The sequence below is a fragment of the Thalassobaculum salexigens DSM 19539 genome (assembly GCF_000423805.1).
Classification (GTDB): Bacteria; Pseudomonadota; Alphaproteobacteria; order Thalassobaculales; family Thalassobaculaceae; genus Thalassobaculum; species Thalassobaculum litoreum.
This window is the reverse complement of the sequence record NZ_AUIR01000012.1, coordinates 69,309-84,366: the sequence shown is the minus strand read 5'-3', so window position 1 is coordinate 84,366 and position 15,058 is coordinate 69,309. Positions and strand designations below refer to the sequence as shown.

Below are 15,058 nucleotides of genomic sequence, written 5' to 3'. Positions count from 1 at the left end.
TACCTTCAGGATAAAGGGAACCTTTCGACGTGTTCGCGGGTTTATGCCGTGACGCTCATGCTCCCCGCAAGCGGCAAGTGGGAAGAAACCGTGCACCATCGATCCATCCTCATCGCCTCGCTCATGCTTCTGGCGGTGGCCTTCAGCGGCGCCGAGGCGTCGGCCCAGGAGATCTACACTGTGCGCGGCGTCCCGGTGGACGCCACCGCGGACAGCCCCTCGGCCGCCCGCGACAAGGCGGTGCGCGAAGGCCGCCGGCTGGCCTTCGAGCGGCTCATCGACCGGTTGGTGCCGAAGGGCTCAACCGGATCGGTGGGGCAGCAGTCCGACAATGAGCTGGCCAACCTGACCCTGGGCTTCGAGGTCGCCGACGAGCGCAGTTCGGCGGTGCGCTACGTCGCCAAGATGACCTTCGCCTTCGATCCGGGCCGAGTGCGCAATTTCCTGATGCAGACCGGCGTCCCCTTCGCCGAGACCCGCAGCCTGCCGGTGCTGGTGATCCCGGTGCTCGACGGCAGCAACGGCACGATGCTGTGGGAGGAGGGCAACCCCTTCCGCGCCGCGTGGAGCCGGGCGTCGATGGAGGCCGGGCTCGTGCCGGTGGTCGTACCGTATGCCGATATCGCCGACGTGCGCGAACTGACCACCGCTCAGGCCACCGCCGGCGACGAGGCGGCGCTGGCCAACATCGCCGAGCGCTACGGGGCCCGCGATGCGGCCGTGGTCGTGGCCGAGCCGCGCTCCGACGGGGCGCTGAACCTGTCGGTGCGCCGGATCGGAGCGTCGGGCTCGGGTAACACGATGACCGATACGGTGTCGGCCGATGGCGGCGGCGGGACGGCCTACGACGCGGCGGTGCAACGCGCGGTCGCCATGCTCGAGGATGCCTGGAAGCGCGACAACCTGATCCAGGGCGGGCTTGAGTCCCGGGTGACGGTGACGGTGCCGATAGACAGCATGAAACGCTGGCTGGCGATCCGCGAGGCCCTGGAGAAGACGATCATCATCTCCCGGTTCGACGTGATCCAGCTCACCCGGGTCGAGGCGGTGGTCGATCTCTGGGTGAACGGCGGCGCCGAACAGCTCCGTGTGGCCCTGGAGCAGCAGAACCTGCGTCTGCTGCCGGGTGCCGGCGACTACATGCTGGTCCAGCGCGGCCAGGAGATCCCGACACCGCGCGAGAGCTACGGCACGCCCGTCCCCGGCGCCGCCCCGGCGGCACCTCCGGCTGCCGGCACAACAGCGCCGGGCACGACGGCTCCGGGCACCACGTCTCCGGGCACGACGGCGCCGGTCGACACCGCGCCGCCGACCGGCGGGCCGGGCGGCTTCTCTCCAGCCCCGGGCAACGTGTCGCCGCTGCCGGCCCCGGCGGCCGGGTAACGGCCGTGACAAGACGCGAGCGCCAGATCTTCTGGCTCCTCTTCCTCGCCGGATTCCTGATCCTGATCTACGTGCTGCGCGACGTGCTGCTGCCGTTCGTCGCCGGCATGGCGGTCGCCTATCTGCTCGACCCGGTGGCGGACCGGCTGGAGCGCCTGAAGCTCAGCCGGACCCTGTCGACGACCATCGTCGTGCTGGCCTTCTTCATCATCACCATCGGTCTGATGCTGCTGCTGCTGCCGCTGCTGCAGACCCAGGTCGAGCAGTTCGCCAACGCGGTGCCGACCTATGTGGAGCTGATCCGCGAGCGGGTGGGCCCGAAGATCCAGGAACTGCTGAGCGGGTTCGACGAGGAATCGGCAGTGAACAAGCTGCCGGATATCGCCGGCAATGCGCTGACCTGGGTCGGCAATATCTTCGGCAAGCTGTTGAGCGGCGGCGCCTGGCTGGCGAATGTCCTGTCCATCCTGGTGATTACGCCGATCGTCTCGTTCTACCTGCTGCGCGACTGGGACAAGATGGTGGCCACCATCGATGGCTGGCTGCCGCGCGAGCAGGCGCCGACGATCCGCACGCAGATGGGCGCCATCGACCGCACGCTCGCCGCCTTCGTGCGCGGGCAGGGGACGGTCTGCCTGATCCTGGGGGTGTTCTACGCCATCGGCCTGTCCCTGGCGGGGCTGAACTTCGGTCTGGTGATCGGGCTGTTCGCCGGGCTGGTCTCCTTCGTGCCCTTCGTCGGCTCGACCCTGGGCGCCATCCTCAGTGTCGGTCTCGCCGCCGCCCAGTTCGACTCGTGGCAGCCGGTGGCCATCATCGCCGGGATCTTCCTGGCCGGCCAGCTCATCGAGGGCAATTTCCTGACCCCGAATCTGGTCGGCGATGCGGTCGGCCTGCATCCGGTCTGGGTGATCTTCGCCCTGCTGGCGGGCGGCGCGCTGTTCGGTTTCCTGGGCGTGCTGCTGGCGGTGCCGGTGGCGGCGGTGATTGGCGTCTTGACGCGGTTCGCGCTGGAGCACTATCTCGCCAGCCCGTTGCATCTTCACGGCATACCGCCGCCCGACGATGCCCCGAACCGCGCCGAGTTCGATGACCACAAGCACTGACGCAGCCAACCGACGACAGCTCGCCCTCGATCTCGGCTTCCGGCCGGCGCTCGGCCGGGCCGACTTTCTGGTCGGCGCCTCCAACGCCGAGGCGGCCGCCTGGATCGACTGCTGGCCGGACTGGCCGGAACCGGCGCGCGGGCTGGCCATCGTCGGTCCGACCGGGGCCGGCAAGAGCCACCTGGCCGCGGTCTGGCAGGCCGCGAGCGGGGCGGCGCTGATCGACGCGCCGGACCTGACCCCGCGGACGGTGCCGGACGCCCTGGGCGAGGCGCGCAACGCCGTGGTCGACCGGGTCGATGGCGGGATCGACGAGCCGGCCCTGTTCCACCTGTTCAATATGGTGGTTGAGCGAAGCGGCTCCCTCGTTATCCTGTCGCGCACTCCTCCGGCCAGGCTGGAGATAACCCTTCCCGACCTGGCGTCCAGGCTGGCGACCCTGCCGGTCGCGACCATCGGACTGCCGGACGAAGCGCTGCTGGCGGGCGTGCTCGCCAAGCATTTCGCCGACCGTCAGGTCCTGGTGCGCGATGACGTCATCGCCTATCTGGTGAACCGGATGGAGCGGTCCTTCGACGCCGCCGAGCGTCTGGCCGACCGGATGGACCGGGCAGCCCTGGAGGGGGACGGGAAGATTTCGATGCGCGTCGCGCGTCTGGCCATGGCCGACGAGGACGTGTCGCAAGAGGACATGCCTCACGAGGACATGCCTCACAAGGACAGGTCGCGCGAGAGCGCGGCGGACGACGACGGGCAGTAACGCCAACGGTGAAGACCGAACAGGAGAGGAGACTTACGCATGGATCTGGGTATCAAGGGCCGCAAGGCCATCGTCTGCGCCGCCAGCAAGGGTTTGGGCAAGGCCTGCGCGATGAAGCTGGCGGAAGCCGGCGTGGAACTGGTGATCAACTCCCGCACCAAGGAGGCCATCGAGGCCACCGCGACGGAGATCACCAAGGCCACCGGGGTCAAGGTGGTCGCGGTCGCCTGCGACATCACCACGCCCGAGGGCCGCAAGGAGGTCCTGGAGGTTGCCGGCAACGTTGACATCCTGGTCAACAACGCGGGCGGCCCGCCGCCGGGCAATTTCCGCGACTGGGGCATCGACGACTGGCAGAAGGCGGTGAACGCCAACATGCTGACCCCGATCGAGCTGATCAAGGCGACCGTCGACGGCATGATCGATCGCAAGTTCGGCCGCATCGTCAACATCACCTCGGGGGCGGTGAAGGCGCCGATCTCCTATCTTGGCCTGTCCAACGGCGCCCGCGCCGGTCTGACCGGCTTCGTCGCCGGCGTGGCCCGCGAGACCGTGCGTCACAACGTGACGATCAACGGCCTGCTGCCGGGTCCGTTCGCTACCGACCGCCTATACGGCAACCTGCGTCTGCAGGCCGAGAAGGCGGGCCGCACCTTCGAGGACTACGCCGCCGAGCAGGCCTCGAAGAACCCGGCCGGCCGCTTCGGCGAACCCGACGAGTTCGGGGCGACCTGCGCCTTCATGTGCAGCGTTCACGCCGGCTTCATGACCGGCCAGAACATCCTGCTCGATGGCGGCTCGTTCCCTGGTACTCTCTGAGCGCTGACCGGAAAGCCGTCCGGTGTCATGCTCCTGTCACACGGGACGCGTACATCGGACGGCACCCGCCGTTTCCAGCGGCCGGACCAGCCCCGCCGCTTCCAGCGGCCGGACCAGCGAGGAGAGCCGACGTGAGCGAGCAGGCCAGCCACAGCGAAAGTCCCCGTAAGCCGGCGGCGAAGCGCAACCGGACCGTGGTCAAACCGGAGGCCGACGAGGGACCGGCGATCACCCTCGACAGCCCCGAGCGGCTGATCAACCGGGAGCTTTCCTGGCTGTCCTTCAACACGCGGGTGATGGAGGAATCCCTCAACACCCGCAACCCGCCGCTGGAGCGTCTGCGGTTCGTCGCGATCTCCGCCTCCAACCTCGACGAATTCTACATGGTCCGCGTGGCCGGCCTGAAGGGCATGGTCAACGCCGGCATCACCTCGCCCAGCGAAGACGGCCTCAGCCCGGCGCAGCAGCTCGCGGAGATCACCCGCGAGGTCGCCATCCTGATGAGCGACCAGCAGACCTGCATGAAGCGTCTGCGCGAGGAGCTGAAGGCGGTGGACTTCCACCTCGTGGACATCGCCGAGCTGACCGAGGACGACCGCGAGTTCCTGCGCGCCCATTACAGCGAGCACGTCTTCCCGGTGCTCACCCCGCTGGCCATCGATCCGGCCCATCCGTTCCCGTTCATCCCCAACAAGGGCCTGTGCCTGGCCCTGACCCTGCGCGGCACCGGCGGGGCCTCCGACATGCAGGGCCTGGTGCCGTTGCCGTCCCAGGTCGGCCGCTTCGTGCGGCTGCCCGGCGACACCATCCGTTTCATCGCCATCGAGCAGGCGATCCTGCTGAACGTCGACCGGCTGTTCCCGAAATACGAGGTCACCGGCCAGGGCGTGTTCCGGGTCATCCGCGACAGCGAGATGGAGATCGACGAAGAGGCCGAGGATCTGGTGCTGTCCTTCGAGACGGCGCTGAAGGCCCGGCGGCGCGGCAACGTGATCCGACTGGCGGTCGACCACGCCATGCCCGAAGAGCTGAAGGCGATGGTCATCAGCGAGCTGAACGTGGCCGAGGAGGACGTCTTCGCCCTGGAGGCGATGGTCGGGCTGGCGGACCTGTCCCAGCTCATCACCTCCGAGCGGCCGGACCTGTTGTGGCCGACGTTCAACGCCCGGTTCCCCGAGCGTATCCGGGATTTCGCCGGCGACTGTTTCGCCGCGATCCGGGCCAAGGACATCGTCGTCCACCACCCCTATGAGAGCTTCGACGTCGTCGTGCAGTTCCTGCGCCAGGCGGCCTCCGACCCGTCGGTCATCGCCATCAAGCAGACCCTGTACCGGACCTCCAAGGACAGCCCGATCGTCAAGGCGCTGATCGAGGCGGCGGAGGCCGGCAAGACCGTCACCGCCATGGTCGAGATCAAGGCGCGGTTCGACGAGGAGGCGAATATCCGGCTGTCGCGCGATCTGGAGCGGGCAGGGGTGCAGGTGGTCTACGGCTTCGTCCACCTGAAGACCCATGCCAAGGTCTCGCTGGTGGTGCGGCGCGAGGGCAACTCCCTGCGCAACTACGTGCATTTCGGCACCGGCAACTACCATCCGATCACCGCGAAGATCTACACCGACCTGTCGTTCTTCACCTGCGACCCCGCCCTGTGCCGGGACGCCGCGCGGATGTTCAACTACATGACCGGCTACGCCCTGCCGGAGGAGATGGAGAAGCTGGCGATCTCGCCGCTGACCCTGCACAAGACGGTCATCGAGGGCATCGCCCAGGAGATCGCGCACGCCAAGGCCGGCCGGCCGGCGGCGATCTGGGCGAAGATGAACAGCCTGGTCGACCCGATCCTGATCGACGAGCTGTACAAGGCGAGCGAGGCCAGCGTGCAGATCGACCTGGTGATCCGCGGCATCTGCTGCCTGCGGCCGGGGGTGAAGGGGCTGTCGGAGAACATCCGCGTGCGCTCCATCGTCGGCCGGTTCCTGGAGCACTCCCGCATCGTGGTATTCGGCAGCGGGTCGAAGTTGCCGTCGGACGATGCGAAGGTGTACATCTCCTCGGCCGACTGGATGCCGCGCAACCTGTACCGACGGGTGGAGCATCTGGTCCCGATCGAGAACCCGACCGTCCACCGGCAGATCCTGGATCAGATCATGGTCGCCAACCTCAAGGACCAGACCAACAGCTGGATCCTGCGCAGTTCCGGGCGCTTCGAGCGGCTGGCCGGCGGCGCGGACGATTTCTCGGCGCATACCTATTTCATGACGAACCCGAGCCTGTCCGGACGGGGCAGCGCGCTGCGGCGCGGCGGTGGTCCTAAGACCATCGGCGGATCGTCCCTCTGAGCCCTAGGCGCGAGTGAAACGCTGACCACCGAGACTTCCGACACACGCTCGAAGAGGGCCCGGCGCGACCACCGCATCGGCGTCCTCGATATCGGCTCCAATTCGATCCGCCTCGTCGTCTACGACCACGAGGGGCTTTCCCCGATCCCGGTATTCAACGAGAAGGCCCTGTGCGGACTTGGCCGGGGGCTGGACGAGACCGGGGCGCTCTCGGTCGAGGCCATGGGCTCGGCCCTGACCAACCTGCAGCGCTTCGCCTCGATCGCCGGGGCCATGCGGGTGGGCCGGGTCGACGTGCTGGCCACCTCGGCCGTGCGCGACGCCTCCAATGGCCCGGACTTCGTCGCCGAGATCGAGCGGCGCACCGGCTACACGGTGCAGATCATCGGCGGCGACGAGGAGGCGCGGCTGTCCGCGCTGGGGGTGGTCAGCGGCTTTCCGGATGCCAACGGCGTGGTCGGCGATCTGGGGGGCGGCAGCCTGGAGCTGATCGACGTGGCCGACCAGCAGCTCGGCGCCCATACCACGATGCCGGTCGGCCCGCTGCGCATCGGCGAGGTGGAGCCGAGCAAGCGTCGCAAGATGGAGGCGCTGGTCGACGGCTATCTCGACGGCGCGCCCTGGCTCGTCAACCTGGAGGGGCGTACCCTCTATGCGGTCGGCGGCGCCTGGCGCAGCGTGGCCAAGGCGCATATGGCAGCCGTCAACTATCCGATCGAGGTGATCCACGGCTATACGATCGACCGGGCGACCCTGAGCGATTTCCTGTCGACCCTGGCGCTCCAGTCGAAGAAGTCGATCCGCGCGACCCCGGGCGTGTCGCGCCGGCGGGCCGATACCATGGCGACGGCTGCCCTGGTGCTGCAGCGGGTGCTGGCCCGGGGCAAGCCGGACCGGGTGGTGTTCTCCGCCTTCGGGCTGCGCGAGGGCTGCATCTTCGACCGGCTGCCGGCGGAGGAGCGCCATCAGGATCCGCTGCTGGTCGCCGCCGTCTCCATCGCCCGGGAGACCAACCGTTTCGCGCCGCCGGCGGAAACCGTGTTCAACTGGCTGAAGCCGCTCTTCGGCGATTTCGCCCGGCGCGACGAGCGGCTGGTGCGGGCGCTGTGCATGCTGAGCGACATGGCCTGGGCCGAGCATCCCAGCTACCGCGGCGAGCACGCCTTCCTGCGGATCTCGCGGCTGCCGGTGGCCGGGCTCGACCATGCCGACCGGGTGTTCCTCGGCCTCGGCATGCTGGCGCGCTACAGCGGGCATGTACAGCTGGAGGCGGCCCGCAAGGTGGAAGGACTGCTGGATCCGGAGCGTCGGCAGTTGGCGGTTCAGGTCGGCCTGGCCCTGCGCCTCGGCCTGACCTTGTCGGGCGGCGCCACGGCGTTGCTGCGGCGCACCCGTATCGAGTCCCGGGACGACGGCTTCGCTCTGACCGTGGCGCCGGAGGCGGTGGTGCTGATGGGCGAGGTGGTCGAGCGGCGGGTGCAGTCCCTGTCCGACGCCCTGCAGCGCCCGGTGGTGCTCAGCGTGCGGCCGGGCCGCAACGGCAAGCGCTGACGCAGAGACGCCCGGATCTACCCGGGAACCTCGATCAGCGCCAGCCGGTCCTTTTCCGGATCGAAAGCGAAGGCAAGCTTGCCGTGCTTGACCGCGAGTGCCGCATCGCCGAACACCTCGCGCCGCCAGCCCTTCATCGCCGGCACGTCGGCATTGTCGTCGGTGGCGATGGCGTCCAGGTCGTCGGCGCTGGCTACCAGCTTCGGGGCGACGTCATGGGCGTCGCACTGCACCTTGAGCAGCACGCGCAGCAGTTCGGCCACCGGCTGGCGGCCCTGCGGCTTCTCGCGCTGGTCGGTCACCTTCGGCCAGGTCTCCTTCGGCGACTCCAGCGCGGCATTGACCGCCTCCAGGATCGCCCGGCCGGTCTTGCCGCTGGCGGATTCCCGGTTGAACGAGCGCGAGCGCGACAGCTCTTCGGCCGAGGTCGGGGCCTGGGCGGCGATGTCCACCAGCGCGTCGTCCCGCAGCACGCGGCTGCGCGGGATGTCCCGTGTCTGCGCCTCGACCTCGCGCCAGGCCGACAGGGCCCGCAGCACGGCAAGGAACTTCGGCTTCGTGGAGCGGGTCTTCAGCCGCTTCCAGGACTCTTCAGGCTCGGTGACGTAGGTGGCGACGTCGGTCAGGACCGCCATTTCCTCGTCCAGCCATGCGGAGCGTTTGGTCTTCGCCAGACGCTTGGCCAGGCGCTCGTAGCAGGGGCGCAGATGGATCACGTCTGCCAGCGCATAGTCGATCTGGTGCTGCGACAGCGGCCGGTGGCTCCAGTCGGTGAAGCGCGAGGTCTTGTCGATGTTCACCCCGGTCATGGCGCGCACCAGCCGGTCGTAGCTGACCGCGTCGCCGAAGCCGCAGACCATGGCGGCGATCTGCGTGTCGAACATCGGCGCCGGCACCTGGCCGGCCATATGAACGAAGATCTCGATGTCCTGGCGGGCGGCGTGGAACACCTTGAGGACCGAGGGATCGGCCATCAGCTCGAACAGCGGCGTCAGGTCGATATCCGGGGCCAGGGTGTCGACCGCGACCACGTCCTGCTCGCCGGCGAGCTGTACCAGACAGAGTCTGGAGTAGTAGGTCTTGTCGCGCAGGAATTCGGTATCGATCGCGACGTAAGGCTCGGCCGCGATTCGCTGGCAAACGGCGGCGAGGGTTTCCGTGTCCGTGACGAGTGTCATGGCGGGTGGTAATACACGAGCCTTGCGGCGGCGCAAGAGTGCGCGCGACCGGGCGTCGAATCCATACCCCCATTAGGGCTTCAGCCATACCGGTTCACACACCGCCTTATCAGCATCCAATTTTAGATAAACTGCGACAGTTGCACTCGCCGCTCCGATAGGTGAAGATTCTCACACTAAACACCTGGTGGGACGGGGGAATTCTCATGAAACGCATCATCGCTGTGGCTGCGATGCCATTGCTACTCGGCGGATGTCTGCCGATTCCGGTCACGATCGCGTCGACCGCGATCTCCGGAATCAGCTACATGAAGACGGGAAAGTTCTCGGCGGATCATGTGCTTTCCGCCTTCGTCGAGCAGGATTGCGAATTCAGCCGGCCGATCATGGGCGAGGCGATCTGCCACGACATCGACCCCGCCAGCGCCGCCGCCTCCGAGCGCGTGGTGGTCGCCGCCTATCCGGGCGACCGCGACAATGGCAGTTTCCGCTCGAACAACGATCCCGTGATCAGCCTCGGCGCCATGAAGATCGATGGCGTGCAGGAAGAGCCGACGGTGGTGGCCGCCGCGCTGTCGGTGAGCCCGCCGCCGCGTGCGCCGATCGAGACCCCGGGTCTCGCCAAACCGGAAGCCTCGTCGCTCGCCGTGCTGGCCGCACCGAAATCGGCGGTTCCGGCCTCCATGCCGCCGGTGCCGATCGCCCGCCCCGCCTCGATCTCCTCGACCGTCGCTGCGCCGGCGACCTCGGTTTCGGCCCCGATCGACCCATGGACCCCGCCGGCCGGCTATACCCGGGGCGACCGCAGCGCCCGGGCCATGCCGGCCGCGCTGACCGCCGCGGCGCCTATTGACGCGCCCGTTGACGTTTTCGGTCAGGCGACCGCGTCGTCCGCGCCGCGATACATCGTCGTCGGTTCCGTGCGCGAGAGCGGCCGGGCCAAGGGTCTGGCAGAGCGGTTCGCCGACCGGAAGGCGGAAATTCAGTCGGTGGAGGTGGATGGCCATGTCTGGCACCGCGTCCTGATCGGCCCCTATGGACTGCAGGAGGCGCGGGTGGCCAGGTCGGACCTGGGCGAGGTGGACGGCCAGCAGCCCTGGATCATCCGGCGCGCACCGCATGCCGATCAGGTGGCGATGCGCTGAGACGCGAACGACCGGGCCGCTGGAGACCCGGTCGATCCGCTTGACATCATGATTGAGGCAGGGCGGCGTTCGGCCGCCCTTTTTCGTGGATCGCCTTGGCCGGGCTTCGCTCGTGTTGCCGGGCCGGTGTCGTCAGGCCCGGCGCTCCGCCTTTCGCCGGTACATGATCTCGTCGGCGCGGTTCAGCACTTCGGCCGGCCGGTCCTGCGGCCGAAAGCTGACCGCGCCGACACTGGCGGAGACCGGCAGAACCAGTTCCCCCCAGCTCAGTCTCGTGGAATTCAGGCGCTTCTCCAGCCGCCGCGCCCGGGTCAGCCCGTCCTCGGCGTCCAGATCCGGCATCAGCACCGCGAACTCGTCGCCGCCCAGGCGGGCGACGGTGTCGCTGGCGCGCACGTCGCGGGTCAGGACGCCGGCCACCAGGCGCAGCAGCTCGTCGCCGGCGGCATGGCCGTAGGTGTCGTTGACCGCCTTGAAACGGTCCAGGTCGATCATCAGGACGACGCCGCCATGCTGCTCGTCGGTCTCCTGGCTGTGGCGCTTCTGATGCGCCATCGACTTGCGCAGCTGCATATCGAAACCGCGGCGGTTCATGGCCCCGGTCAGCTCGTCGGTAACGGAGAGGCTCTCCAGCTCGGCGATCCGCATCTGCTGACGCTCGATGCGCTTCTGCGCCTCGGTCATGGCGACCAGTGCCAGCTTCAGGGCCGCCGTCGTTTCCGTCGGGCTCAGCTCCTCGGCATCATTGGCCGGATCGAGGGCGCCATTGAAACGGGCCAGCATGCCCGCCACTTCGGCGTACATCCGGGCGCTCGGCCCATCCAGGGGCGCGGTCATCAGGCTTGGATCGTGTGACATGGTCACCTCGCACGTTGGTCACCCCGGTCCATGCATCGGCCGTGCCATGTGCGGCGTTTCTGTCTGTCGCGTAAGAGTATGAAACCGTTTATGAATTTTTCGAGCGTTACCGAGAGGATCCTGCATTGGGAAAAACTTGCCGATGCGGTGGCGCGGACAGGGGCCATTTTTCCGCCCTGTTCGACGTGTAATAGTCGGCGGAGAGTGAGCATGAAGGAGTGGCATATGTTGCACCGAGCCCGGGCCGCGGCTGTTGTTGCGGTTGCCGTGTTGGGCATGACGGCGGTCGTCGGACAGACGCACGCCAGTCCGGCGACCGCCGTTGAGATCCTGCCCCACCGCGCGCTGTACAAGGTGACGCTGGACAAGGCGGCATCCGGTTCGTCGATCGTCGATGTCCAGGGCCGAATGGGCTTCGAGTGGCGCGACGCCTGCGACGGCTGGGCCGTCGAGCAGCGCTATGCCATGGAGTTCTCCCGTGCCGACGGCGACGGCTCGGTGATCCAGTCGACCTATTCGACCTGGGAGTCCAAGGCCGGCGACATCTACCGCTTCTTCGTGAAGCGCGACCGTGGCGGCGGCGAGGAGCGGATCGAGGGCAAGGCGGTGATGCCGCTGCCGCTCGGGTCCGGCCCCGGCAAGGTCACCTTCGCCGAGCCGGAGTTGCAGGAGCTGAAGCTGCCGAAGGACACCCTGTTCCCGACCGAGCACACGATCCGGATGATCGCGGCCGCCACGTCGGGCAAGCGCTTCCTGCGGGCGCCGGTGTTCGACGGTGGCGAACCGGAGGCGCCGTCCCTGATCTCCGCCGTGCTGGGCAAGGGCAAGGACGACGTCCTGCCGTCGATCAAGTCCGAGGCGGTGCAGGGGACCTACTATCCCTCGCGGCTGGCCTGGTTCGGCCCGGACAGCGAGGGCTCGGAACCCGATTTCGAGATGAGCATCGAGGTCCTGGCCAACGGCATCGCCCGGCTGATCCTGGTGCATTACTCGGACTTCTCGGTCCGCATGAGCCTGGAGGAGGTCGAGGCGCTGCCGGCGCCGGACTGCTGACGGTCCGGAGCGCGGACGGCTCGGATCGATGTGCTCCGAGCCTTAGAGTTCCTCGCCTTCCGGCATCTTGTCGGACGGCTGCTGACGGATCTTGCGGGCCTTCAGGCCGATCCCCTTGGTGATGGCCGCGTCGCCCAGCTTGGCGCGAACCGCGTCCATGGCGCCCTCCACCTTGCGTCTGGTCTCGAAGCCCGGATCGGCGAGATCCGCCGGGTCGGCCAGCCGCTCGCCGGCGAGATCGCTCACCCCCACCCCGATCAGCCGGAACCGCCGGCCGTCGGCCTGCTTTGACAGCAGCGCGTCGGCGGTGCGGTAGATCCGGTCGGCGAGCTGGGTCGGCGCCAGCAGGTGCTGCTGGCGGGTGACGATCTTGAAATCCTTGGTCTTCAGCTTCAGCGTGACCACCCCGCCGGCGATCGCCTTGCGCTTCAGCCGACCCGACACCTCCTCGCTCAGCCGCCAGAGATAGGGGCGCAGCACGTCGATATCCGAGATGTCGGTGTCGAAGGTGGTCTCGTTCGACACGCTTTTGACCACCGACCCGGGCTCAATGCGCCGGTCGTCACGGCCGTGGGAGAACCGGGCGAGGCGCTGGCCGATGCTGCCGTAGCGGCGCATCAGGTCGGTCTCCTCCATCGGCTGGAGGTCGCCGATGGTGCGGATGCCGTCATCGATCAGCTTGCGCTGCAGCGTCTTGCCGACGCCCCACAGGATCGATACCGGCTGGTCGGCCAGGAACGATAGCGCCTCGCCCTGGCCGATCACGTGGAAACCGCGAGGCTTGTCCAGGTCGGAGGCGACCTTGGCCAGGAACTTGTTGAAGCTGAGCCCGATGGAGACGGTGACGCGGACCTCCTCCTCCACCCGCTTGGCGAGGCGGGCGAGGGTCTCCGCCGGCGGCGCGCGGTGCAGCCGCTCGGTGCCGCCGAGGTCCATGAACGCCTCGTCGATCGACAAGGGCTCCACCTGCGGTGTGATGGCCCGCATCATCTCGCGGATCTCGCCGCCGACGGCCGCGTATTTCTTCATGTCCGGCTTGATCACCACCGCATGGGGACAGGCGTCCAACGCCTTGAACATCGGCATGGCGGAGCGCACGCCATAGATCCGGGCGACATAGCAGGCGGCCGAGACCACCCCGCGGTGCCGGCCGCCGACGATCACCGGCTTGTCGAGCAGGGAGGGGTCGTCGCGCTTCTCCACGCTGGCGTAGAAGGCGTCGCAGTCCAGATGGGCGATGCTCAGCGACCGTAGCTCCGGATGGAACAGCACCCGGGGCGAGCCGCAGGAGGGGCAGCGGGCAGGCGTGCCGGGGCTCCAGGTGAAGCATTCCCGGCACAGGGTTTCGCCAGCCGCCATCGTCCGCTCACTCCGTTCCTGCCGGAGGTTCGGCGGGTTCTTCGGACTGCCACAGCCAAGCCGCCCCGCGCACGCCGCTGCTGTCGCCATGAACCGGCGGCACGATCCGGGTGTCGAGCCGGTCGGTGAACACATGGGGCGGCAGAAGCTGTGGCAGGCGCTCGTACAGCATCGCCACCCGCGACAGGCCGCCGCCGAGCACGATGACGTCCGGGTCGAGGATGTTGATGACCCCGGCCAGCCCGCGGGCCAGCCGGTCGGCATAACGCGCCATATGGGTGACTGCGGCTGGATCGCCCGCCTCGGCCGCCTCGGCGATCTGAGCGGCGGTCAGGCCGGGGCCACCGCTCTCGGCGAAGCGCCGGGCCATGCCCGGGCCGGACAGGAAGGTTTCCAGGCATCCATGGCGCCCGCAGTAACAGGCCGGACCGGGCCGTTCGTCGTCCAGCGGGGCGGGCAGGGGATTGTGCCCCCATTCGCCGGTGACTCCCATGGGACCGTCGACCACCCGTCCGTGGATGGCCAGGCCGCCGCCGACGCCGGTGCCCAGGATCACGCCGAAGGCGATGGCCGCGCCCCGTGCCGCGCCGTCGGTCGCCTCGGACACGGCGAAGCAGTTGGCGTCGTTCTGCACCCGCACCGGCCGTTGCATGGCCTGCGACAGGTCGCGGTCCAGGGGCTTGCCGTTCAGCCAGGTGGAATTGGCGTTCTTCACCACGCCGCTGGCCCGCGACAGGCTGCCGGGAATGCCGACACCGACCGTGCCCCGGGCGCCGAGCTCCGATTCCAGGGCGCGCACCAGATCCGCCGCCCCCCGCACGGTGCCGGGGTAGTCGCCCTGGGTGGTCGGGACCCGCCGGCGGAGCAGTTCGCGGCCGTCCTCGGCCAGCGCGATCGCCTCGGTCTTCGTGCCGCCGAGGTCGACGCCTATGCGCAGGTGGCGCTGGATCGGCTTTTGGTGCAAAACTGCCTCATCCGTGATAAGCCCGTCGGTGATGGAATCGGGTTGCAGGGCTTGATATTATCTCTATCCGGCTCGTCAAAACGGGTCGAGTGTATCCCAGAACGGATCAAGGTGGATGAGGGCATGACCTCGGTCGAGACACAGAACGGAAACTCGGGACCGGCATCGTCCACGCCGAAGACCGTCCTCATTGTCGAGGACAATGAGCTCAACATGAAGCTCTTCCATGATCTGCTCGAGGCTCATGGGTACGACATCATCTGCACGCGGGACGGGATGGACGCCCTGCGTCTTGCGCGCGACAAGCGTCCCGATCTGATCCTCATGGACATCCAGCTGCCCGAGGTCTCGGGCCTGGAAGTGACCAAGTGGATCAAGGAGGACGATCGCCTGAAGTCAATTCCGGTGATCGCCGTGACCGCTTTCGCGATGAAGGGTGACGAGGAGAAGATCCGGGAAGGTGGATGCGAGGCGTATATCGCCAAGCCGATCTCGGTCGGGCACTTCCTGGATACCGTAAAAAAGTTCCTGGGATAGAGCGCC

Annotated in this window: 13 protein-coding genes; 9 read left to right on the top strand and 4 right to left on the bottom strand. The window is 68.0% G+C overall.

The annotated features are described in order from the left end of the window. Positions 1-90 precede the first annotated feature (90 nt). The 6 genes from G578_RS29295 to G578_RS23965 all read left to right on the top strand — a co-directional run bounded on the left by G578_RS29295 (position 91) and on the right by G578_RS23965 (position 7,958). On the top strand, positions 91-1,383 hold the full coding sequence (locus G578_RS29295) for a DUF2066 domain-containing protein (RefSeq protein ID WP_028792571.1): 1,293 nt from the start codon (positions 91-93) through the stop codon (positions 1,381-1,383). Between the two features lie 5 nt (positions 1,384-1,388). Next, on the top strand, positions 1,389-2,489 hold the full coding sequence (locus G578_RS0100395; protein ID WP_028792570.1) for an AI-2E family transporter: 1,101 nt from the start codon (positions 1,389-1,391) through the stop codon (positions 2,487-2,489). Beyond that, positions 2,473-3,249 carry a P-loop NTPase family protein gene (locus tag G578_RS0100390; protein ID WP_028792569.1) on the top strand — a complete coding sequence of 259 codons (777 nt, stop codon included), beginning with the start codon at positions 2,473-2,475 and terminating at the stop codon, positions 3,247-3,249. The genes G578_RS0100395 and G578_RS0100390 overlap by 17 nt, the downstream gene beginning before the upstream one ends. A gap of 39 nt (positions 3,250-3,288) precedes the next feature. Further along, the gene (locus tag G578_RS0100385) at positions 3,289-4,068 is read left to right on the top strand and encodes an SDR family oxidoreductase (protein WP_028792568.1); all 780 of its coding nucleotides are present in this window, start codon (positions 3,289-3,291) and stop codon (positions 4,066-4,068) included. A gap of 194 nt (positions 4,069-4,262) precedes the next feature. Further along, on the top strand, positions 4,263-6,407 hold the full coding sequence (locus G578_RS0100380; RefSeq protein ID WP_051243717.1) for an RNA degradosome polyphosphate kinase: 2,145 nt from the start codon (positions 4,263-4,265) through the stop codon (positions 6,405-6,407). A 21-nt stretch (positions 6,408-6,428) separates the two neighbouring features. Beyond that, complete coding sequence (locus G578_RS23965; protein ID WP_084618581.1) at positions 6,429-7,958, top strand: Ppx/GppA phosphatase family protein; 1,530 nt, start codon at positions 6,429-6,431, stop codon at positions 7,956-7,958. Between the two features lie 17 nt (positions 7,959-7,975). Here the strand turns inward: G578_RS23965 and rnd are convergent, their stop codons facing one another. Continuing rightward, positions 7,976-9,136 (bottom strand): ribonuclease D, encoded by a 1,161-nt coding sequence (rnd, locus tag G578_RS0100370; protein WP_028792566.1) that lies wholly within the window; start codon positions 9,134-9,136, stop codon positions 7,976-7,978. A gap of 206 nt (positions 9,137-9,342) precedes the next feature. Between rnd and G578_RS23960 the strand changes: the two genes are divergently transcribed. Continuing rightward, positions 9,343-10,281 carry an SPOR domain-containing protein gene (locus tag G578_RS23960; protein WP_028792565.1) on the top strand — a complete coding sequence of 313 codons (939 nt, stop codon included), beginning with the start codon at positions 9,343-9,345 and terminating at the stop codon, positions 10,279-10,281. Between the two features lie 132 nt (positions 10,282-10,413). Here the strand turns inward: G578_RS23960 and G578_RS23955 are convergent, their stop codons facing one another. Next, positions 10,414-11,139 (bottom strand): GGDEF domain-containing protein, encoded by a 726-nt coding sequence (locus G578_RS23955; protein ID WP_084618580.1) that lies wholly within the window; start codon positions 11,137-11,139, stop codon positions 10,414-10,416. Between the two features lie 225 nt (positions 11,140-11,364). Between G578_RS23955 and G578_RS0100355 the strand changes: the two genes are divergently transcribed. Further along, positions 11,365-12,192 (top strand): EipB family protein, encoded by an 828-nt coding sequence (locus G578_RS0100355; RefSeq protein WP_169400800.1) that lies wholly within the window; start codon positions 11,365-11,367, stop codon positions 12,190-12,192. 42 nt (positions 12,193-12,234) lie between these two features. Here G578_RS0100355 and G578_RS0100350 read toward each other — a convergent pair whose 3' ends face one another. After that, positions 12,235-13,551 (bottom strand): DNA polymerase IV, encoded by a 1,317-nt coding sequence (locus G578_RS0100350; RefSeq protein WP_028792563.1) that lies wholly within the window; start codon positions 13,549-13,551, stop codon positions 12,235-12,237. Positions 13,552-13,558: 7 nt separating this feature from the next. Beyond that, complete coding sequence (locus tag G578_RS0100345; RefSeq protein WP_245565531.1) at positions 13,559-14,515, bottom strand: ROK family protein; 957 nt, start codon at positions 14,513-14,515, stop codon at positions 13,559-13,561. 123 nt (positions 14,516-14,638) lie between these two features. Here G578_RS0100345 and G578_RS0100340 point away from each other — a divergent pair, with 123 nt between their 5' ends. Further along, positions 14,639-15,052: a response regulator gene (locus G578_RS0100340; protein ID WP_051243410.1), complete on the top strand. Its 414-nt coding sequence runs from the start codon at positions 14,639-14,641 to the stop codon at positions 15,050-15,052. The last annotated feature ends 6 nt before the right edge of the window (positions 15,053-15,058 follow it).